At 60.1% G+C, this 19,136-nt stretch carries 18 protein-coding genes; 16 read left to right on the plus strand and 2 right to left on the minus strand.

Annotated elements, in window-relative coordinates; all coding sequences use genetic code 11:
- Positions 1 to 38 precede the first annotated feature (38 nt).
- The 6 genes from ACM110_RS03700 to arsH all read left to right on the plus strand — a co-directional run bounded on the left by ACM110_RS03700 (position 39) and on the right by arsH (position 6,079).
- Positions 39 to 989: a TAXI family TRAP transporter solute-binding subunit gene (locus ACM110_RS03700; protein ID WP_416126615.1), complete on the plus strand. Its 951-nt coding sequence runs from the start codon at positions 39 to 41 to the stop codon at positions 987 to 989.
- A 75-nt stretch (positions 990 to 1,064) separates the two neighbouring features.
- Positions 1,065 to 3,092: a TRAP transporter permease gene (locus ACM110_RS03705; protein WP_416126616.1), complete on the plus strand. Its 2,028-nt coding sequence runs from the start codon at positions 1,065 to 1,067 to the stop codon at positions 3,090 to 3,092.
- Positions 3,089 to 3,475 (plus strand): DUF1850 domain-containing protein, encoded by a 387-nt coding sequence (locus ACM110_RS03710; protein WP_416126617.1) that lies wholly within the window; start codon positions 3,089 to 3,091, stop codon positions 3,473 to 3,475. Before ACM110_RS03705 ends, ACM110_RS03710 begins: the two co-directional genes overlap by 4 nt.
- Positions 3,476 to 3,658: 183 nt before the next feature.
- On the plus strand, positions 3,659 to 4,726 hold the full coding sequence (locus ACM110_RS03715) for an alpha/beta fold hydrolase (RefSeq protein ID WP_416126618.1): 1,068 nt from the start codon (positions 3,659 to 3,661) through the stop codon (positions 4,724 to 4,726).
- A 184-nt stretch (positions 4,727 to 4,910) separates the two neighbouring features.
- Positions 4,911 to 5,381, plus strand: a complete 471-nt coding sequence (locus tag ACM110_RS03720) for an arsenate reductase ArsC (protein WP_416126619.1) — start codon at positions 4,911 to 4,913, stop codon at positions 5,379 to 5,381.
- An 11-nt stretch (positions 5,382 to 5,392) separates the two neighbouring features.
- Entirely contained in the window at positions 5,393 to 6,079 is a 687-nt protein-coding gene (gene arsH / locus ACM110_RS03725; RefSeq protein WP_416126620.1) for an arsenical resistance protein ArsH, read from the plus strand.
- On the opposite strand, the gene ACM110_RS03730 is transcribed toward arsH, so the two are convergent.
- On the minus strand, positions 6,072 to 6,848 hold the full coding sequence (locus ACM110_RS03730) for an AraC family transcriptional regulator (protein WP_416126764.1): 777 nt from the start codon (positions 6,846 to 6,848) through the stop codon (positions 6,072 to 6,074). The two genes, arsH and ACM110_RS03730, sit on opposite strands and share 8 nt — an antisense overlap.
- 132 nt (positions 6,849 to 6,980) lie before the next feature.
- Here ACM110_RS03730 and ACM110_RS03735 point away from each other — a divergent pair, with 132 nt between their 5' ends.
- The 3 genes from ACM110_RS03735 (at position 6,981) to ahr (ending at position 10,922) form a co-directional block, all read left to right on the plus strand.
- A complete protein-coding gene (locus ACM110_RS03735; RefSeq protein ID WP_416126621.1) occupies positions 6,981 to 8,198 on the plus strand; it encodes an MFS transporter in 1,218 nt (405 codons plus the stop codon).
- Positions 8,199 to 8,361: 163 nt separating this feature from the next.
- Complete coding sequence (locus ACM110_RS03740; RefSeq protein ID WP_416126622.1) at positions 8,362 to 9,768, plus strand: aldehyde dehydrogenase family protein; 1,407 nt, start codon at positions 8,362 to 8,364, stop codon at positions 9,766 to 9,768.
- 122 nt (positions 9,769 to 9,890) lie between these two features.
- A complete protein-coding gene (ahr, locus tag ACM110_RS03745; RefSeq protein WP_416126623.1) occupies positions 9,891 to 10,922 on the plus strand; it encodes an NADPH-dependent aldehyde reductase Ahr in 1,032 nt (343 codons plus the stop codon).
- Between the two features lie 51 nt (positions 10,923 to 10,973).
- Here the strand turns inward: ahr and ACM110_RS03750 are convergent, their stop codons facing one another.
- Positions 10,974 to 11,834, minus strand: coding sequence for a hypothetical protein (locus ACM110_RS03750; protein WP_416126624.1), 861 nt, complete (start codon positions 11,832 to 11,834; stop codon positions 10,974 to 10,976).
- A 172-nt stretch (positions 11,835 to 12,006) separates the two neighbouring features.
- Between ACM110_RS03750 and ACM110_RS03755 the strand changes: the two genes are divergently transcribed.
- The 7 genes from ACM110_RS03755 (at position 12,007) to ACM110_RS03785 (ending at position 18,968) form a co-directional block, all read left to right on the plus strand.
- Positions 12,007 to 12,774, plus strand: coding sequence for a metallophosphoesterase (locus ACM110_RS03755; protein WP_416126625.1), 768 nt, complete (start codon positions 12,007 to 12,009; stop codon positions 12,772 to 12,774).
- Positions 12,775 to 13,097: 323 nt separating this feature from the next.
- Complete coding sequence (locus tag ACM110_RS03760; protein WP_416126765.1) at positions 13,098 to 13,916, plus strand: alpha/beta fold hydrolase; 819 nt, start codon at positions 13,098 to 13,100, stop codon at positions 13,914 to 13,916.
- Between the two features lie 37 nt (positions 13,917 to 13,953).
- On the plus strand, positions 13,954 to 15,078 hold the full coding sequence (locus ACM110_RS03765) for a sensor histidine kinase (RefSeq protein ID WP_416126626.1): 1,125 nt from the start codon (positions 13,954 to 13,956) through the stop codon (positions 15,076 to 15,078).
- Positions 15,069 to 15,593 carry an HIT family protein gene (locus tag ACM110_RS03770; RefSeq protein WP_416126627.1) on the plus strand — a complete coding sequence of 175 codons (525 nt, stop codon included), beginning with the start codon at positions 15,069 to 15,071 and terminating at the stop codon, positions 15,591 to 15,593. The genes ACM110_RS03765 and ACM110_RS03770 overlap by 10 nt, the downstream gene beginning before the upstream one ends.
- Before the next feature lie 92 nt (positions 15,594 to 15,685).
- Complete coding sequence (locus tag ACM110_RS03775; protein ID WP_416126628.1) at positions 15,686 to 16,654, plus strand: MBL fold metallo-hydrolase; 969 nt, start codon at positions 15,686 to 15,688, stop codon at positions 16,652 to 16,654.
- Between the two features lie 115 nt (positions 16,655 to 16,769).
- Positions 16,770 to 17,069 carry a hypothetical protein gene (locus ACM110_RS03780; RefSeq protein WP_416126629.1) on the plus strand — a complete coding sequence of 100 codons (300 nt, stop codon included), beginning with the start codon at positions 16,770 to 16,772 and terminating at the stop codon, positions 17,067 to 17,069.
- Positions 17,070 to 17,228: 159 nt separating this feature from the next.
- On the plus strand, positions 17,229 to 18,968 hold the full coding sequence (locus ACM110_RS03785; protein ID WP_416126630.1) for a dipeptidase: 1,740 nt from the start codon (positions 17,229 to 17,231) through the stop codon (positions 18,966 to 18,968).
- Positions 18,969 to 19,136 lie beyond the last annotated feature (168 nt).

Consider the following 19,136-nt stretch of genomic DNA (forward strand, 5'->3'; position numbering starts at 1 on the left):
ACTCTGCATAAAGCCATAACAAGACGGAGAGGTTCCCCATGCGAGTGACAAAACGCTTTGCCCTGTTGGCCGCCGCCACGCTGGCATTCACCACCGCCGCCCAGGCAGCGCCGGTGTTCATCAACATCCTGACCGGGGGGACCAGCGGGGTTTACTACCCGATTGGTGTTGGCTTGTCGCAGATCTACAGCGATGGCATCCCGGGCGCGAAGACGTCAGTCCAGGCCACCAAGGCTTCGGTGGAAAACCTGAATCTGTTGCAAGCCGGTCGAGGCGAACTGGCGCTGGCACTGGGTGACTCGGTTGCCGACGCCAAAAACGGCGTGGAAGACGCCGGTTTCAAAGCGCCGCTGACCAAATTGCGTGCCATTGGCGGTGCCTATCCCAATTACATCCAGATCGTGGCCAGCAAGGAATCGGGCATCAAGACCCTGGCGGATCTCAAAGGCAAAACCATTTCGGTCGGCGCACCCAAGTCGGGCACCGAGCTGAACGCGCGAGCGATCTTCAAAGCGGCGGGTTTGACCTACGAGGACATGGGTAAAGTGCAATACCTGCCCTTTGCCGAATCGGTCGAACTGATCAAGAACCGGCAACTGGATGCGACGCTGCAATCTTCCGGATTGGGCATGGCGGCCATTCGCGACCTCTCCTCGGTCATGCCATTGAACTACATCGCCATCCCGACCGATGTGGTCGCGAAGATCGGCAACCCGGCCTACCAGAGTGCAATGATTCCGGCCAACACCTATGACGGGCAGGCCGACGCAGTGCCGACCGTGGCAATCACCAACATTCTGGTCACCCGCGCCGACGTGCCCGATGAAGTCGCCTATGAGATGACCAAATTGTTGTTCGATAACCTGACGCGCTTGGGTAACTCACATTCGGCAGCCAAGGACATCAAACTGGAAAGCGCCGCCAAAAACCTGCCGATCGCGCTGCATCCGGGCGCCGAACGCTACTACAAGGAAAAAGGCGCGCTGTAACCGCACCAGGCGCAGTGGGCCTGATTACCACTGCGCCATAAACTCTAGCCAGTGTGGTCATGAGGCAGGCAGCCAATGAGTGATGAGCATCACGGCATTTCCGCGAATCCGCGGGACTGGCCAAAAACCTTGTTTTACGTAGCGTTGCTGTTTTCGATTTTTCAGATCGTCACCGCGGCCTTTTCCCCTATCTCCAGCCAGGTGCTACGCGCGGTACACGTTGGTTTTTTGCTGTGGGTGGTCTTTCTGAGTTACCCCGCTCACGGCAAGGCTCGTCCCTGGCAACCGCTGGCGTGGCTGCTCAGCCTGGCAGGCATCGTCACCGCGTTGTATCAATGGGTGTTCGAAGCTGACCTGATCCAGCGCTCCGGCGACTTGACGACAGCAGACACGGTGACAGGTGTCTTGCTGATCGTCCTGGTATTCGAAGCCGCCCGGCGCGTGATGGGCATTGCGCTGCCCATCATCTGCGGCCTGTTCCTGGCATACGGCTTGTTCGGCGAATATCTACCGGGCGACCTGGCCCATCGCGGCTACGGCTTCGACCAGATCATCAATCAATTGTCTTTTGGAACCGAAGGGTTGTACGGGACGCCGACCTACGTTTCGGCGACCTACATTTTTCTGTTCATCCTGTTTGGCGCCTTTCTTGAACAGGCCGGCATGATCAAGCTGTTCACCGACTTCGCCATGGGATTGTTCGGGCACAAGCTCGGTGGCCCGGCGAAGGTGGCCGTGGCTTCGTCGGCGCTGATGGGGACCATCACCGGCTCCGGGATTGCCAACGTCGTGACCACAGGACAATTCACCATTCCGCTGATGAAGCGCTTTGGCTACCGGGCCGCGTTTGCCGGCGGGGTCGAGGCCACTTCCAGCATGGGCAGCCAGATAATGCCACCGGTAATGGGCGCCGTTGCCTTCATCATGGCCGAAACCATCAACGTGCCGTTCGTGGAAATCGCCAAGGCGGCGTTGATACCCGCCATCCTCTACTTCGGCTCGGTGTTCTGGATGGTTCATCTGGAGGCCAAGCGCTCCAACCTCAAGGGCTTGCCCAAAGACCAATGCCCCAGCGCTTTGGGCGCCGTAAAAGAAAACTGGTACTTGCTTATTCCCCTTCTGGTGCTGGTTTACCTGTTGTTTTCCGGACGAACCCCACTGTTCTCCGGCATGGTCGGCCTGGCACTGACCGCCATTGTGATTCTCGGCTCGGCGATCATTCTCAGGGTACAAAGCTTCGGCTTGCGCTGCGCATTCTGGATCGCGCTTGGCGTCCTGTGCACCGGTTTTTTCCAGTTGGGCATCGCTGTGATTTTTGCGGTCATCGCGGTGCTGATGCTGATGTGCTGGTTCATCAAGGGCGGCCGGGAAACGCTGCTCATCTGCCTGCACGCGCTGGTCGAAGGTGCGCGCCATGCGGTTCCGGTGGGTATCGCCTGTGCGCTGGTCGGCGTGATCATCGGCGTGGTGTCACTCACGGGGGTCGCTTCGACGTTTGCCGGGTATATTTTGGCCATCGGTCGGGACAACCTGCTGCTGTCACTGATATTGACGATGATCACCTGCCTGGTGCTGGGCATGGGCATTCCAACCATCCCCAACTACATCATCACCAGTTCGATCGCCGCACCGGCCCTGTTGGAACTCGGTGTGCCACTGATCGTGTCGCACATGTTCGTGTTCTATTTCGGCATCCTCGCCGACCTGACGCCACCGGTCGCCCTTGCCTGCTTTGCCGCGGCACCGATCGCCAAGGAAAGCGGTTTCAAGATCAGCCTGTGGGCAGTGCGCATTGCGCTGGCCGGCTTCGTCATTCCGTTCATGGCCGTCTATAACCCGGCGTTGATGCTGCAAGGCGGCAACTTGTGGATGACCGCCTACATGCTGATCAAGACCGTATTGGCTGTTGGCCTCTGGGGAATGGCGTCCACCGGATATCTGCAACAGAAAATGGCCATTTGGGAACGCTTGTTGAGTCTTGGCGCCGGTGCATTGTTGATTGTCGCGTTGCCGTTGACCGATGAGATCGGCTTCGCACTCGGGATACTGGTCATTGTCCTGCATGTCTGGAGATCCAGACTGGCCGGGGTGGCCAACGCATGATCGGCTTGTGCCTGGGCCTGGCCGGTGTGGTCTGGGCCCAGCTGCCGGTTTCGGACTTCACGCTGGCGTGGAACCACACCATCGAAAAGATTCGCTGGGAGGAGGATTACCGTGTCACTCAACAAGGCCTGGTGCTGGGAGAGGCACGAATCCGCGGCAATGGCGCGGGAATGGAGATCCCGGAAGACGCTCGACTGGAAAACGGCAGTTGGCATTACCGCCGCCTGCTGCCTGCGCAGCAACCCCTGCGATTGGGACGAACCCCCGAGGCAGGTGACTACCAATTGTGCTTCGATGACCGCTGCCATTTCATGAGCGAGTGGCTCGGTCCGCCGACCGACAGCCAGCCTTTCATGCAGATGTGGAGTTGCCCGTCGGGATAAAAATGCGTATTGCGTCCGCTCACTGTGTATCACAACGTATCCGCATCCCATCTCGATACACAGACTTTCATCTGGCCGTTGATACGGACACAGCTCAGATACGTCACCGCGTTGAAATGCCTGCCAGGTTTGAAGGAGATCAGCCAGACCTCCTGGCCAATGGCTTGCAACGGAGACATCACCATGAAGATGGCACTGCAGAACAACCGCACCGGCAATACTCGCCGCCGCCTGGTTGGCCCATCGATCCTCGCGCTCACTCTGTTCAGTGTGCTCGGCACCGCCCACGCGCAAACGACCGCCGCCGCGCAACCCGCCGCGACCAGTGCCGCTGCCACGTATACGACGCCCTCTCCGTTCGGCCCGTTGAAGCATGTCAACGCCGGACTGCTGAGCGTGGCGTACGCCGAAACCGGCCCGGCCGATGGACCGGTGGTGATTCTTCTGCACGGCTGGCCGTACGACATTCACAGCTACGACGAAGTGGCTCCCTTGCTCGCGGCCAAGGGCTACCGAGTGCTGATGCCGTATGCACGGGGTTATGGCGATACGCACTTCCTGTCTGACAAAACCGTTCGCAACGGCCAGCCTGCCGCGCTGGCCAGTGATGTCATCGACTTCATGGATGCCCTGAAAATCAAGCAAGCGGTGCTCGGCGGCTATGACTGGGGCGCGCGTTCGGCTGACATCGTCTCGGCACTGTGGCCGGAACGAGTCAAGGCGCTGGTTTCGGTCAGCGGCTATCTGATCGGCAACCAGGCGGCCGGCCAAAACCCTCTACCGCCAAAGGCTGAATTGCAGTGGTGGTATCAGTTCTACTTCGCCACCGACCGTGGCCGCGCCGGGTACGAGAAAAACACCCATGACTTTGCCAAGCTGATCTGGCAACTGGCTTCGCCGAAATGGGCGTTCGACGACGCCACCTTCGACCGCAGCGCCAAGGCGCTGGACAACCCTGATCATGTCGACATCACCGTGTTCAACTACCGCTGGCGCCTGGGGCTGGTACAGGGCGAAAGCAAATATGACGCCCTGGAACAGAAACTGGCGACGGCGCCATCCATCAGCGTGCCGACCATTACTATGGAAGGCGACGCCAACGGCGCACCGCACCCTAACCCTGACGATTACGCCAAGCGCTTTACCGGCAAGTACGAGTTCCGCCTGATCAGCGGCGGCATTGGCCACAACCTGCCCCAGGAAGCCCCGAAGGCGTTCGCCAAGGCTGTAATCGATGCGGATCACCTTTGAGTCCTGAGTCCGCACAGCGTTGACACTGTGGGAGCATGCTTGCTCTCACAGTTTTTACTCTCCTCCGACAGCGGCGCCGAGCCTGTGCTTGCTGATACATATGAATATCCGTATATTCGGACCACCATATATATCGAGCCATTCCCGTGCTCAATCCTGCCGCCCTATTCACAGAGGAGCCACCATGCGCGTTCTGTTCATGTGCACCGCCAATAGCTGCCGCAGCATCCTGTCCGAAGCGATGTTCAATCACCTCGCGCCAAACGGTTTCCAGGCGATCAGTGCCGGGAGCTTTCCAAAGGGAGAGGTACTGCCGCGTAGCCTGACCACGTTGCAAGAAGCCGGCATTGCCATTGACGGTTTGAGCAGCAAAGGCAACGACGCCTTCGAGTCCAACCCACCGGATATCGTTATCACTGTCTGCGACAAGGCCGCTGGCGAGACTTGCCCCGTATACTTCGGGCCGGCGCTGAAGGCCCATTGGGGGCTGGAAGATCCGTCTGACGTGAAAGGTGATGAGGCGACTGTCAGCGCGGCGTTTCACGCAACGCTGACGCGTATCGAAACCCGATGCCGGGCGTTCCTCGCCCTGCCCTTCGCCCAACTGGATCGCGATGCATTGAAGAGTGAACTCGACCGCATCAGCGCACTGTAAACGGAGCATCCATGACCGACTCACTGCCCAACCTCGACGCAACCTTGATCCGGCCTGGCGTCGGTGGCCCGCACAAGCCACGAATCCTGTTGCTATACGGATCGACGCGCCCGCGTTCGTTCAGTCGCCTGCTGGTGGAGGAAGCTGCGCGACTGCTGGAACATTTCGGCGCCGAGACGCGCATCTTCAATCCGTCCGGCCTGCCACTGCCCGACGACGCCCCGGCAGATCACCCGAAAGTTCAGGAATTACTCGAACTGATGCAATGGTCGGAAGGCCAGGTCTGGTGCTCACCCGAGCGTCATGGCTCGATGTCTGCCGTGTTCAAGGCACAGCTCGACTGGGTTCCGCTGGCGCTGGGTGCCGTGCGCCCGACTCAGGGCAAGACGCTGGCGGTGATGCAAGTCTGCGGTGGTTCGCAGTCTTTCAACGTGGTCAATCAATTGCGCGTGCTGGGGCGCTGGATGCGGATGTTCACCATCCCCAATCAGTCTTCGGTGCCGAAAGCCTTTCTGGAATTTGACGAAAACAACCGTATGAAACCTTCTTCGCTCTATGACCGGGTGGTGGATGTGACTGAGGAACTGGTGAAGTTCACGCTGCTGCTCAGGGATCACCCGGAGCTTGTCGACCGCTACTCGGAACGCAAGGAGTCAGCGCAAGAGCTGACTCAGCGTGTCAATCAGCGCCTTATTTGAAGAAATGACTGGGCGTCTTGCCGAACTGCTTCTTGAACATGGTCGTGAATGCGCTGGGGCTGTCGTAGCCCAGCTCACCGGCGATGTCGATGATCTTCTCTCCGACTGCAATCCGCTCCAGAGCCAGCAGCAACCGCGCTTGCTGGCGCCACTGGCCGAAGGTCATTCCGGTTTCCTTGTGAAACAAGCGCTGAATGGTTTTCTCGTCGAGACTGAGCCGGGCGCTCCAGTGCGCCAAGGTCGATCCATCGCCGGGATCACGCTGCAAGGCCGAACAAATGGCTTTGATACGTTGATCCGTCGGCTGAGGCAGGTGCAAAGGCAAGGTGGGCAGAATCCGCAGTTCATCGAGGATCAGGCGCATGACCCGGCCCTCGCGCGAGTCCTGGTCGTAGGGTGGCGCTACATTGACAGAAACCTTGATCAACTCACTCAGCAGCGCAGAAATGCTCACCGCCCGAGGCTCGTTCGGCAGGTCCGGAAACGGCTGGGGACGCACGAACACGCTGCGCATCTTCAACGGCCCCACACAGCGAATCGAGTGAATGTGCCCGCTCGGCATCCAGATGCCACGGCTCGGCGGCACGGTCCACTGGCTCAATCCTGAATGCACGACCATCACGCCCTCGATCGCGTAGATCAGTTGATGCGCTTCGTGGGAGTGAGGTTCGATCACCCAGCTTTCCGGGTAGTCGGTCGCGCTGCTGCTGACTGCGCAGGCTCGCCCGTCGATCTCTCTGAGGAATTCATCCAGCGGCTTCAACACCATGCCCTTTTTGCGATAGTCGATTCCCGAATTGCGCGAGACAGGCAATCCGGCGAAACCTAGCATAGCGCTCAACCCCAAAATGGGTAGCGCTTTTGGCGCCCCGCTGTGCGTTTTTTGTCTGGAAGACCGCCCATGTCCATCAGCACCACCGCTTCCCCCGCCGCCACCGCATCGGTGGCCAGTCAAGCCAGTCCTCTGGTGATGCGCGTGATCGGCGCCTGTGCCCTCGCGCATCTGATCAACGACCTGATTCAGGCTGTGCTGCCGTCGATCTACCCGATGCTCAAGGCCACTTACGGCCTGACTTTCACCCAGGTCGGCCTGATCACCCTGACCTTCCAGCTCACCGCTTCGCTGCTGCAACCATGGGTCGGTTACTACACCGACCGCCATCCCAAACCGTGGCTGTTGCCGGCCGGCATGGTCTGCACCCTGATCGGCATTCTCATGCTGTCGATGGTCGGCAGCTTCCCGGCGATTCTGCTGGCCTCGGCGCTGGTGGGCATTGGCTCGTCGACCTTCCACCCCGAGACATCCCGCGTCGCACGCCTGGCGTCGGGCGGTCGCTATGGCTTTGCTCAGTCGACGTTCCAGGTCGGTGGTAACGCCGGCAGCGCATTCGGTCCGTTGCTGGCGGCGGCGATCGTGACTCCCTACGGTCAGGGGTACGTCGCCTGGTTCGGCCTGTTCGCGGTGTTCGCCATTCTCGTGCAGTACGGCCTGAGCCGCTGGTACCGCAACCACCTGAACCTGTTCAAGCTCAAGCAAGGCAGCAAGGCCACCCACGGTCTGTCCAAAGGCCGGGTGACGTTCGCCTTGGTGGTGCTGGCAATGCTGGTGTTCTCCAAGTATTTCTACATGGCCAGCTTCACCAGTTACTTCACCTTCTACCTGATCGAGAAGTTCGACCTGTCGGTCGCCAGTTCGCAGTTGTATCTGTTCCTGTTTCTCGGCGCGGTGGCTGCCGGTACGTTCTTCGGCGGCCCTATCGGCGACCGGATCGGTCGCAAGCAAGTGATCTGGTTTTCCATTCTGGGCGCTGCGCCTTTCACCCTCGCCCTGCCTTATGTCGACCTGTTCTGGACCGGCGTGCTGAGCATGATCATCGGCTTCATCCTCGCCTCGGCGTTCTCGGCGATCGTGGTCTTCGCCCAGGAACTGGTGCCGGGTAACGTTGGCATGATCGCGGGTGTATTCTTCGGTCTGATGTTCGGTTTTGGCGGCATCGGCGCCGCGCTGCTGGGGCACTTGGCGGATATCCACGGCATCGAATACGTGTACACACTGTGTTCGTTCCTGCCGCTGCTGGGGATCCTGACTATCCTGCTACCGTCGACCAAAGGGGTTTAGAACTCGCAGGTCTTCTCGAAAAAAGAACGGAGCCTTCTTAATTATTCAGTTTTGGAAAAACTCACTCGAGACTACCTTGGCGCCAGGTTTGGCAGGCACGGCTTGAATCGCCCGTGACCCAACGCCAGCGGTTGTCATTTTAGAATTACTCGAGGTAAGTCCCATGTCTGAACACACCCTGGCTGTGCACTCCCCTTACAACGGTGCCGTCGTCGGTCACGTGGCGGTTTCCACCGAGGCCGATGTCGAACAGGCATTGAGCATCGCCCACGGCCTGTTTCGTGACCGCAGCCAGTGGTTGTCCAAGCCTCGCCGCATTGAAATCTTGCAGCGTGCCGCCGAGCTGATCGCTGCGCGCAAGGTCGAGATCGCCACCCAGGCGGCCAGCGAAGGTGGCAAGCCGCTGAAGGACTCGATCACTGAAGTCGAGCGTGGCATCGACGGCATCCTCAACTGCATCGAAGTGCTGCGCACCGAGGGTGGTCATGTGATTCCGATGGGGCTGAACGCCACGTCGGCCAACCGTGTGGCCTTCACTCAGTACGAGCCGCTCGGCGTGGTTGCGGCGGTCTCGGCGTTCAACCACCCGTTCAACCTGATCGTGCATCAGGTGGTGCCGGCCATCGCGGTGAGTGCGCCAGTGGTCGTCAAACCGGCGGCCAACACGCCGCTGAGTTGCCGCACGCTGCTCGACATCCTCACCGAAGCCGGTTTGCCTGACGGTTGGGCGCAGATGGTATTGCCGACCGACAACGCCGTCACCGGCAAACTGGTGTCGGACCCGCGAGTAGGTTTCTTCAGCTTCATCGGTTCGGCGGCGGTGGGCTGGATGCTGCGTTCGACGCTTGCACCGGGCACTCGCTGCGCGCTGGAACACGGCGGTGTCGCACCGGTGATTCTGGCGGCGGACGCCGACCTCGACGATGCCTTGCCGCGCATCGCCCGTGGCGGCTTCTGGCACGCCGGCCAGGCCTGCGTGAGCGTGCAGCGGATTTTCTGCCATCGCAGCATCGCCGATCAGGTCGCCGAACGCCTGGGCCAAATGGGCGACGCCATGGTTGTCGGTGACCCGACCGATACGCGTACCGATGTCGGCCCGCTGATCGCTGAACGTGAAGTCAACCGCGTGGGCCAATGGGTGGATGACGCCGTCGCCGGTGGCGCCCGTTTGATCTCGGGTGGTCGCGCACTCGGCAACAACTGCTATGCGCCTACGGTGTTGTTGAATCCGTCCATTGATTCCAATGTGATGCAAAAGGAAGTGTTCGGCCCGGTGGTCGCGGTGTACGCCTACGACGATCTGGCAGATGCAATCCAGTTGGCTAACGCCCTGCCCTATGCCTTCCAGGCAGCGGTATTCACCCGGGATCTGGACACGGCGATGCAGTGCTATCAGGACCTCGACGCCACGGCGGTGATGGTCAACGAGAACACTCTGTTCCGTGTCGACTGGATGCCGTTCGCCGGCGCGCGTCTGTCCGGACATGGCGTGGGCGGTATTCCTCACACCATGAAAGAAATGCAGGTCGAGAAAATGATGGTCTGGCGCTCTCGGGCGGTGCGTGGCTAAAAGACCGCTCAGAGGTTTGCCGCCAATGGCGATGGCGCCGGGAAAGAGAGCCGCTACACTTTTCTGGCTCCGTCGCCGCTGCACCAGCGGCCAACCCTCGTCTCCTGATCTGGAGGTCTTCCATGAGCGACAATACCGAACTCAAGACATTCACCGGCTGGGCCGCAACGGCGGCCGGTGCGCCACTGGAGCGTTACAGCTACGACCCCGGTCCCTTGGGTGAAGAAGAAGTAGAAGTCGCCGTGGAATATTGCGGCGTCTGTCACTCCGACCAGTCACTGATCGATAACGATTGGGGCATCAGCCAGTACCCGTTTATTCCCGGTCACGAGGTCGTCGGCCGCATCGTCCGGGTCGGCGCACAGGTGCGCGGTCTCGAAATGGGGCAACGGGTGGGTATAGGCTGGTACAAGGGCAGCTGCATGCATTGCTCGTCCTGCATCGAAGGCTCGCACAACATGTGCCGCACGGCCCAACCGACCATCATCGGCAGCAATGGTGGCTTCGCCGACCGGTTGCGCTCACATTGGGCCTGGGCCCTGCCAATACCTGAAGGACTCGATCCGGCGATGGCCGGCCCGCTGTTTTGCGCAGGTTCGACAGTGTTCAACCCGCTGGTGGAATTCGGCATTAAACCGACTGATCGGGTCGGCGTCGTGGGCATCGGCGGCCTCGGTCACCTGGCGCTGCGCTTCCTCAATGCCTGGGGCTGCGAAGTCACCGCGTTCACCTCATCGCTGAGCAAACAGGACGAAGCCAAGCGCCTGGGTGCGCACAAGGTCATCGCCTCGACCGACAGCGACGCATTGAAAGCCATTGCCGGCACCCTGGACTTCCTGTTGGTCACCGCCAATGCCAACCTCGACTGGACGACCATCCTCGCCACCCTGCGCGGCAAGGGTCGCCTGCATTTTGTCGGCATCGTGCCCAGTGCAATCCCGGTGCACGTGTTCGACCTGATTCCGCAACAAAAAACACTGTCCGCCTCACCGGTCGGCTCACCGAGCAACACGGCGACCATGCTGGAGTTCTGCGCACGCCACCAGATCGTGCCGCAGGTCGAGATGTTTCCCATGAGCCGCATCAACGAAGCCATCGATCACCTGCGCAGTGGCAAGGCGCGATATCGCGTGGTGTTGGATGCCAGTAAATGACAGCGCAGCCAGTGAGATCTCAAAGATCCCACTGGCGCGCCGCACAGCAGATTACTTGGTCGACTGAACCACCGCCTGAAGCTGCTTCAGCAAATCATCAGCACTCTTGCCGTCCGACTCTTTCTTGTCGAACCAACTGGTGCCGTTCTGCAGGATCTCGGCGAGGATCGGGAAGTACAGCTGCTTTTTCTTCGCCAGTTCCACCGGGTCGGCGGCGGTGGCCTGGTCGAGTGCGGTCTGGATGGTTGAACGTTGGGTCAGCCATTGCGGCGTGGATTTTTCTTCCGGGCTCATGTTGTCCAGGAAGTTCAGGGCGGCCTTGGCGCGACCGACCGGGTCGTTGGCGAACGGGTCTCGCCAGTTCTTCTTCTGGTCTTCCGGGCCGACGTAGTAGCCCGTTGCGAGCTGCGCCTGCTGGCGCATCAGGTCTTGGGCCGCAGTCTGTTCTTCCTTGGTGAACTTGCCGCCTTCATTGGTGGAGATGGCGTACAGCGAACGCCGATCCAGATCGCCCATCAGCGCATTGCGATCCTCAACGTTCTTGTTGTCGTACGGCTTGCCGCTGTCTTTCATCAGCGCGTATTTTTCATCCATGCGCTTGCGGGCATCGATGGCCACGTCGGCAAAGGTTTTGTCCTTGGAGCTGGAAATCGCCCCAGGCTTGGCCACACCCAGAATCAACGCGTCGGCGTTCATCCCCGGGCGCACCGGAAAATACGGCGCGTTGCTGGCGATGGAAGCGCTGTAGTCAGTGGCCGTGCCGGAAAAACTCACCGAATCGTCATTCTTCGAATTGCCTGCTGCCTGATCGCTGTCGGCCACTTTGCCTTGGCCATCTACCCTGGTATTGGCGGCAGAGGAATAGGCAGCGATCAACGCGCCGGATGATGACGAGGATGAGTTAACGTTCATGCTGCTTCCTTGTAAGTGAGGCTGGATGGTGGCAAACCGCCGCCTAATCTACTGGCGTTGGCCTCGTAAATAAACCACCGTCGTGACAACTGTATGTCGCTTCACGCGATACTGTTGGCGAATCGGCAAGCACTCGATGGAACTGACGTTTAATTCAGAGAGGAATTGACCCATGCGCATCGCCTTGCTGTCCGACATCCACCTGTCCGTCAACGCGATTCCGTTTCCCGAAGTGGATGCCGATATCGTCGTTCTCGCCGGCGACATTTCACGCCCCGCTGCCGCCATTGACTGGGCCAAGGCCTGCCCCGCGCCGATCGTATACGTGGCTGGCAACCATGAGTTTTACGGCAGCGATCTGATCTCGACCTACGAGCAATTGCACAGGCTGTCGCAAGGCACGCAGATTCACGTGCTGGAACGCTCGGAGTATGTCCACGACGGCGTGCGGTTTCTGGGTTGCACGCTGTGGTCCGACTATCGTCTTTACGATGATGCACACGAAAGAGCCCATGGCATCGACCTGGCAACGGCGCTGGTGCGGGACTTCAGCCGCATCAGAATCTCCCCGGATTTCGAAGACCTGTTCAGTCCGGCGGTATCCCAGCTTGTGTTTTTGCAGACCGTCGCCTGGCTGGAAGACTGCTTTGCCCGCGACAGCACCACGCCCACGGTAGTGATTTCCCATTTCGCACCGACCCGGTCGAGCATCAGCCCGATGTTTGCCAATTCACCGATCAATTCGAGTTTTGTTTCCGACCTCGAAGAGCGGATCAGGAAATGGCAACCGGCCCTATGGCTGCACGGCCACACCCACGGCAGCTTTGACTACCGGGTGGGCGATACCCGCGTGGTGTGCAATGCCCGAGGTTATGCCAAGGATGGCGTCAACGAAAATCCCGGATTCGATGGCGCAATGGTGATCGAGCTGGCGGTCTGAGGCGCGCCGTACGGGAGTTTCCGCCTATACCAAAGCGTTAGTTTCAAACACCCATGTCTGGTGGTCAGTGCCCGGCTTTGCCCATAAATTTCCCTCAACCGGGGAAGTGCCTCGGGCCGTGCATGCGTTACCTCCAGAACTCACATGAGTATTGAGAAATGACTGACGAGAAAAGCGGAACCTCACGTCGTGGCTTGATCACGACCGGTGCCATGGCAGCAGCCCTGGCGGTGACACTACCTGCGCTGGCGGCGCAGCAAACCAAGGCACAGACGCCCGCTTCCACCGGAGGCAAAAGCGATGGCAATGCCAGTGGTTCGGGGATGATCACAGTCAAGGACGGTACACAGATTTTCTATAAGGACTGGGGCAGCGGCCAGCCGATCGTGTTCCACCATGGCTGGCCGCTTTCCAGCGATGACTGGGATGGGCAAATGCTGTTTTTCCTCAGCAAGGGCTTCCGTGTCATCGCCCACGACCGCCGTGGACATGGCCGTTCGTCGCAGACCGCTGTCGGCAACGAAATGGACACCTACGCCGCCGACGTCGCTGAACTGATGGCGCACCTGAACATCAAGAACGCCGTGCACGTCGGCCACTCCACCGGCGGCGGTGAAGTGGCACGCTATGTGGCGCGTCATGGTCGCGGCCGCGTGGCCAAAGCGGTGCTGATCGGTGCCGTACCACCGATCATGCTGCGCACTGCGAACAATCCGGGCGGCATTCCATTGGACGTCTTCGATGGCTTGCGCAAAGCCGTGGCGGACAATCGCACCCAGTTCTATCGCGACTTTCCGAGCGGGCCGTTCTACGGTTTCAATCGCCCGGGCGCGAAAGTTTCCGAAGCGATCATCGACAACTGGTGGCGCCAGGGCATGAACGGCGGCGCCAAGGCGCAGTACGACTGCATCAAGGCCTTCTCGGAAACCGACTTCACCGATGACCTGAAAAACATCGATGTGCCGACGTTGGTGCTGCACGGCGAAGACGACCAGATCGTACCGATCGCCGACTCGGCGCACCTGTCGATCAAACTGCTCAAGCACGGCACGCTGAAAACCTACCCGGGCCTGCCCCATGGCCTGTGCACGACCAATGGTGACGTGATCAACGCGGACCTCCTGGCGTTCATCAAGGCTTGACCTCCTTGGGCTGCGACTGCACCGCAAGAGCCGGCTCATGATGAACATCATGGCCGGCTCTCCGTGCGCCAAAGCAAAGTGCCTGGCGCTCTGGGCAACCACGCTCGCGATCTTCGTCGTCGATACCCTCACGGAGCTCGATATCGCGGTGGCGGTGCTGTACGTCCTGGTCATCATGATGGCCATGGACTCGTGCTCGATCCGCGGGTTGCGCCGGGTTGCACTGACCTGCGCGGTGTTGACGACTGCCGCGTTCTGCTTTTCCCACCTCGATCATCCGTTCAGCGCCGCGCTGGCCCGCTGCCTCGTCAGCCTGACGGCCATCGGCATTGCCACTTGGCTGGCCTTGAAAAACCGCCGCACCAGCGATGAACTACAGGAACAATTCAGTTTGCTAGCCCATACCCGTGATGTCGAAGCGCAGCTGCACCGTGCGCAAATCGAACTCGCTCATATCAGCAGAAACACCACGATGGACGAGCTGGCAGCGTCCATCGCCCACGAAGTGAATCAACCCTTGGCCGCGATCACTTCCAGTGCCGAAGCGGCCCAGCGCTGGCTCGACCGCCCCAGCCCCGACATCAAGGAAGCCGGGACAGCTATCGCCCGGGCGGCCAGTAATGCGCGCCGCGCGGCCGAGGTGATCAAGCGTATTCGCGACCTGACGCGCAAAAGCGATTCGCACTACGAAGAAGTGGATCTAAAATCCGTAGTAGTGGACTCGCTCGCCCTGCTTGACCGGGAAATCCAGAGTCATCAGGTGCGATTGTCGTGCACGTTCGAACATCAGTCGCCCAAGGTATCGGGCGACCGGATCCAGCTCCAGCAGGTGGTGATCAACCTGATCATGAACAGCCTGCAGGCCATGAGTGGCCACAACGAATTGCCCGGGGAGCTGCACGTGCGAATACAGGCGAAAGAGAGTCAAGCGGTGGTGGAGGTACGCGATAACGGCCCAGGGATTGACCAAAATCACCTTGCGCTGCTGTTTGATGCGTTTTTCACAACCAAAGAAGATGGCATGGGGATCGGATTGTCCATCTGCCGCTCAATCATCGAGTTGCATGGTGGATGCATAAAGGTAGACAGTCAGCCTGACCACGGCGCGACCTTCTCGTTCTCCCTCCCAGCTTCGACAACGGATACCCAACCATGGACATAGCGCCACGATTCATCATCCATGAGACCGCCCACTGGGTACTCAACCACCACATGACGACCAAGCTGCCCGGCTATCTGGTGCTGGGGACGCGGCACCCGGTGCGTTCGTTGTCGGACCTGCCCGAAGGCGCTTTGGTCGAGATGGGCGTGCTGCTCGCCAAAGTGCAGAAAATCCTGCAACTGGAGCTGCAGCCAAAGTGGCTCTACATCAGCCGCTTTGGCCACGACCCGCGCTTCCCGATCCACTTTCACTACATCCCGGTGTACCACTGGGTCGAAGAACTGTTCTGGCAGGATGAGCGCTATCGACTGCTGAGAAACTTCGGCGCGGTCAGCCCTCAGACGCAGACCGATGGCGCGGAAATGACCCTGTTCATCTGGCGCGAATTTGGTGAAAGCCCTGAGCCGCCGAGTATCCAGGGACCGTCGATCGAACAGATCATCGATCGCCTGCGGGTCGCGTTCGGCGCGCAGGATAATTACCTTTTGGTTGGAAAGGCTCACGCTAAAGCCTGACGGTTCTATACGTGCGTATGGTATCGAACGCGCTGCGTCGAAAGGCACACTGATTCCCCGGGCGATCTGACCCAGGCAATCGGAGAACGGCCATGACAACGCAACCGAACCTAACCATCCAGAACGATGGAATACATCAGAAAAGCAACGGTCAGCACGACACCTCACTCGCCTCCGGGTCGGGGTTCGAGGAGTTGGTGCCTTCGCGCTATGCGGTGCGGGTCGGCGAAATCGACGTGCTGGTGATCAGCGATGGCGTGCTGCCGCTGCCGACCACGACGATGTCCACCAACGCCGACCCAGCGGCCCGCGCAGCCTGGTTCAAGGACATGTTCCTGGGGCCGGACTCGTTCGATTGGGCACTGAACGTGCTGGTGATTCGCAGCGGCGACCAGACCATCCTCGTCGACGCTGGACTGGGCGGGCAGTTTCCCGGTTTCCCCCGCGCCGGTCAGTTTCCCAAGCGACTGGAGGCCGCCGGTATCGACTTGGGGTCCGTGACCGACGTGGTGATTACCCACATGCACATGGACCATATCGGCGGGCTGCTCGTCGACGAAGTGAAGAACCGCCTGCGTCCGGATGTGCGAATCCACGTGGCGGCGACCGAGGTCGAGTTCTGGAAGTCGCCCGATTTTTCCCTCACCTCCATGCCGTCGCCGGTGCCGGACGTCCTGCGGGCAACCGCCAATGAATTCATGAAAGAATTCCACAGCAAGCTGCGCACCTTCGAAGATGAATACGAGGTGGCACCGGGCGTGGTCGCCAGACTCACCGGCGGCCATACCCCGGGGCACTGCGTGGTCTACGTGACATCCGGTGGCGAACGGTTGACCTTCGCCGGCGATGCCCTGTTTCCGGTTGCCTTCGAACACCCCGACTGGCACAACGGCTTTGAACACGACCCCGAGGAATCGGTGCGCGTTCGGGTCCGCCTGATGCAAGAGGCGGCGGCGAGCGGTGAGCTGTTTGTCGCCACTCACCTGCCATTCCCCTCCGTTGGCCGCGTGGCCGTCGACGGTAATGCGTTTCGCTGGGTCGCGGCCTTCTGGGATTACTGATCGCCGCCTGGACGGCGAACTCGCGTTTGATGATCGAAGTTGTACCAGGCCGTCTAGACTAAACAGCGCACACTCGAAAACACGCCTTTAGCGCTCTGGATTCAGGGGAAACGCGATGACGAGCTTGAACACGCATCAATGCTCGTCATGGCTCCTCCCTGCCCTGCTGGCTATCAACCTTGCGCTAATCGCCGGGTGTGCAGGCAAAACAGCCACGCCTCGCTATGCGGCCTCGAACATAGGCTCTGCCTGCTACGCGAAAGCCCTGCCCACTGTCGGCGAAGGTGGCCTCGCCTGGGGCGACACCTTGAACATGGCTCGCCAGAAATCCCTGAGCAATTGCGCACGCTATGCGGGGCGATCCGGCGGTACGCCAAGTACCTGTCAGGTAGTGCTGGCAGAATGTAAGCACTGATAAACGGTTTTTCATTTGTGCGCCGCTTTTGCATTTCTGTGCGACAGATCCCACTTCAGGGGCTCCCGTTTCACGTTCTCATGGTGTTAGTTTGGAAATGTTTCTGATTAAAAGATCAGATATTTCCCACAAACCACCTGCAAAGGAATGCCTCCAGAAATGGAATTTTCACTCAAGCACCTGGCCGCGACCACCCTGATGCTCGCCAGCCTCTCGTCGTTCACCACCGCTGCCCACGCCAACATCACGCCGCAACAGAGCGCGATCATCCTCAAGACATTCAGTGATGCCTCGGTCACGGATTTCAGGCAATTCCTCGGGAGCCTGGCCAAGAGCGACATCGCCAAGACCGACGACCTCGGCGCGGCCATCAGCGCCTTCCTCGACAACAAGACGCTGACCGCCGAGCAGCAAAACGAAATCCATCGCCTGCTGGGCCTCTATACGCGCGTGAAGTACGGCAGCGCGGCCACCGAAACCCTGAAGGAGTTGGTGGCCATCCCGACCATGCGCGTTGACGGCGTTGCCCAGCACGACAATCCCGAGTTCATCAAGATCGCCGAGAAGATCAAGGGCCTGGCCCAGGCGTTTAACCTGAACTTCCGCAACGTCGACAACCGCGTCTATGAAATCTCCCTGGAAGGCACTGGCGATGAAGTCGTGGGCATTCACGCCCACGCCGACGTGGTGCCGGTGACGCCGGAGAACTGGGTGCTGAAGGATGGCACCCGCCTCGATCCGTTCAAGGTCACTTTGATCGGCGACCGCATGTATGGCCGCGGCACCGAGGATGACAAGAACGGCATCGTGGTCGCGATGTACGCCATGAAAGTCATCAAGGAAGAGAAGCTGCCGCTGGCACGCAACTTCAAGCTGCTGGTCGACACCACCGAAGAAACCACGGGCGACGCCATCCCTTACTACTTCGAACGCAACCCGACGCCCAACTACAACCTGGCGCTGGATGGCGGCTATCCGGTGGTGATCGCCGAGAAAGGCTACGGCACCGTCATGGCCAGCTTCGCCAAGCGCGCTGGCGAAGGCAAAGGCGCAGAAATCACCTCGATGACCGGTGGCCTGGCCACCAACCAGATCCCGTCGAAATCTGTCGCCACGCTGGTGACCGACAAGCCCGCCGAACTGGCCGCGGCCCTGCAAACGGCCGGCGCGGAGTACGTCAAACGCAATGGCGGCAACTTCGAGATCGCCGCCAAGGTCGACGGCAAGGACGTCAAACTGACCGTCACCGGCGTTTCCGCCCACTCCTCCGAACCCGAGTCCGGGGTCAACCCGGTGGCGCGGCTGCTCCACTTCATCAATGGTCCGGACGGCAAGGTCGCGCTCAAGCACAACCAGATCACGGACGCTGCTCGCTACGCCGCCGACAACTGGGGCCTGGACTACCTGGGCAACAAACTGGGCGTTGGTTTTTCCGATGAGTTCATGGGCCCGCTGACCACCTCCCTGACTTATGTCGGCGTGGATGACAAAGCCTTCAAACTCGCGGTCAACCTGCGTGTGCCAAAGGGCAAGTCGCCGGAAACGCTCAAAGCGGAAATCGCCGGAAAACTGGACGCCTGGAGCAAGAAGACCCAGATCGCACCGGCCTTCGACTACTCGATCGCCGAACCGATGTACCGCAACCCTGAGGGTGAATGGGTCAAGGCCCTGCTCGCCGTGGCCAGCGAAAACCTCGGCATGGAACACAAATTCGGCACCTCCGCCGGCGCCACGTCGGTGCACGAATTGCCTAACGGCGTGCAGTTCGGCCTGGCCATGCCCGACGTCAAATACACCGGCCACAACGACAACGAGTTCAAGACCACCGAGCAGTTCTTGCTGGACTTGCAGATCGTGACCGAAATGATGGGGCGCATCGGGCAGTTGCCGAAGCTTTGATCGATTGTTCGGACCCGCCGTTTGGCGGGTCCGATTTTTCATTTCCCTCCACCATTGCCCCCCACGCCCTTGTAGGAGCCGAGCTTGCTCGCGATGGCGGCGTGTCAGCTACATTAATGCTGGCTGACACACTGCTATCGCTAGCAGGCTAGCTCCCACAGGGGGAAA

The organism is Pseudomonas sp. NFX98 (genome assembly GCF_047784845.1).
In the GTDB taxonomy this organism is placed as follows: Bacteria; Pseudomonadota; Gammaproteobacteria; order Pseudomonadales; family Pseudomonadaceae; genus Aquipseudomonas.

Coding starts and splice junctions, on each gene's coding strand:
- arsH (WP_416126620.1), top strand. CDS start 5,393: ATGACCGACTCACTGCCCAACCTCGACGCAACCTTGATCCGGCCTGGC.
- ACM110_RS03780 (WP_416126629.1), top strand. CDS start 16,770: ATGACGAGCTTGAACACGCATCAATGCTCGTCATGGCTCCTCCCTGCC.
- ACM110_RS03765 (WP_416126626.1), top strand. CDS start 13,954: ATGATGAACATCATGGCCGGCTCTCCGTGCGCCAAAGCAAAGTGCCTG.
- ACM110_RS03785 (WP_416126630.1), top strand. CDS start 17,229: ATGGAATTTTCACTCAAGCACCTGGCCGCGACCACCCTGATGCTCGCC.
- ACM110_RS03720 (WP_416126619.1), top strand. CDS start 4,911: ATGCGCGTTCTGTTCATGTGCACCGCCAATAGCTGCCGCAGCATCCTG.
- ACM110_RS03715 (WP_416126618.1), top strand. CDS start 3,659: ATGAAGATGGCACTGCAGAACAACCGCACCGGCAATACTCGCCGCCGC.
- ACM110_RS03750 (WP_416126624.1), bottom strand. CDS start 11,834: ATGAACGTTAACTCATCCTCGTCATCATCCGGCGCGTTGATCGCTGCC.
- ACM110_RS03770 (WP_416126627.1), top strand. CDS start 15,069: ATGGACATAGCGCCACGATTCATCATCCATGAGACCGCCCACTGGGTA.
- ACM110_RS03730 (WP_416126764.1), bottom strand. CDS start 6,848: ATGGTGTTGAAGCCGCTGGATGAATTCCTCAGAGAGATCGACGGGCGA.
- ACM110_RS03740 (WP_416126622.1), top strand. CDS start 8,362: ATGTCTGAACACACCCTGGCTGTGCACTCCCCTTACAACGGTGCCGTC.
- ACM110_RS03710 (WP_416126617.1), top strand. CDS start 3,089: ATGATCGGCTTGTGCCTGGGCCTGGCCGGTGTGGTCTGGGCCCAGCTG.
- ACM110_RS03755 (WP_416126625.1), top strand. CDS start 12,007: ATGCGCATCGCCTTGCTGTCCGACATCCACCTGTCCGTCAACGCGATT.
- ahr (WP_416126623.1), top strand. CDS start 9,891: ATGAGCGACAATACCGAACTCAAGACATTCACCGGCTGGGCCGCAACG.
- ACM110_RS03705 (WP_416126616.1), top strand. CDS start 1,065: ATGAGTGATGAGCATCACGGCATTTCCGCGAATCCGCGGGACTGGCCA.
- ACM110_RS03735 (WP_416126621.1), top strand. CDS start 6,981: ATGTCCATCAGCACCACCGCTTCCCCCGCCGCCACCGCATCGGTGGCC.
- ACM110_RS03775 (WP_416126628.1), top strand. CDS start 15,686: ATGACAACGCAACCGAACCTAACCATCCAGAACGATGGAATACATCAG.
- ACM110_RS03700 (WP_416126615.1), top strand. CDS start 39: ATGCGAGTGACAAAACGCTTTGCCCTGTTGGCCGCCGCCACGCTGGCA.
- ACM110_RS03760 (WP_416126765.1), top strand. CDS start 13,098: ATGATCACAGTCAAGGACGGTACACAGATTTTCTATAAGGACTGGGGC.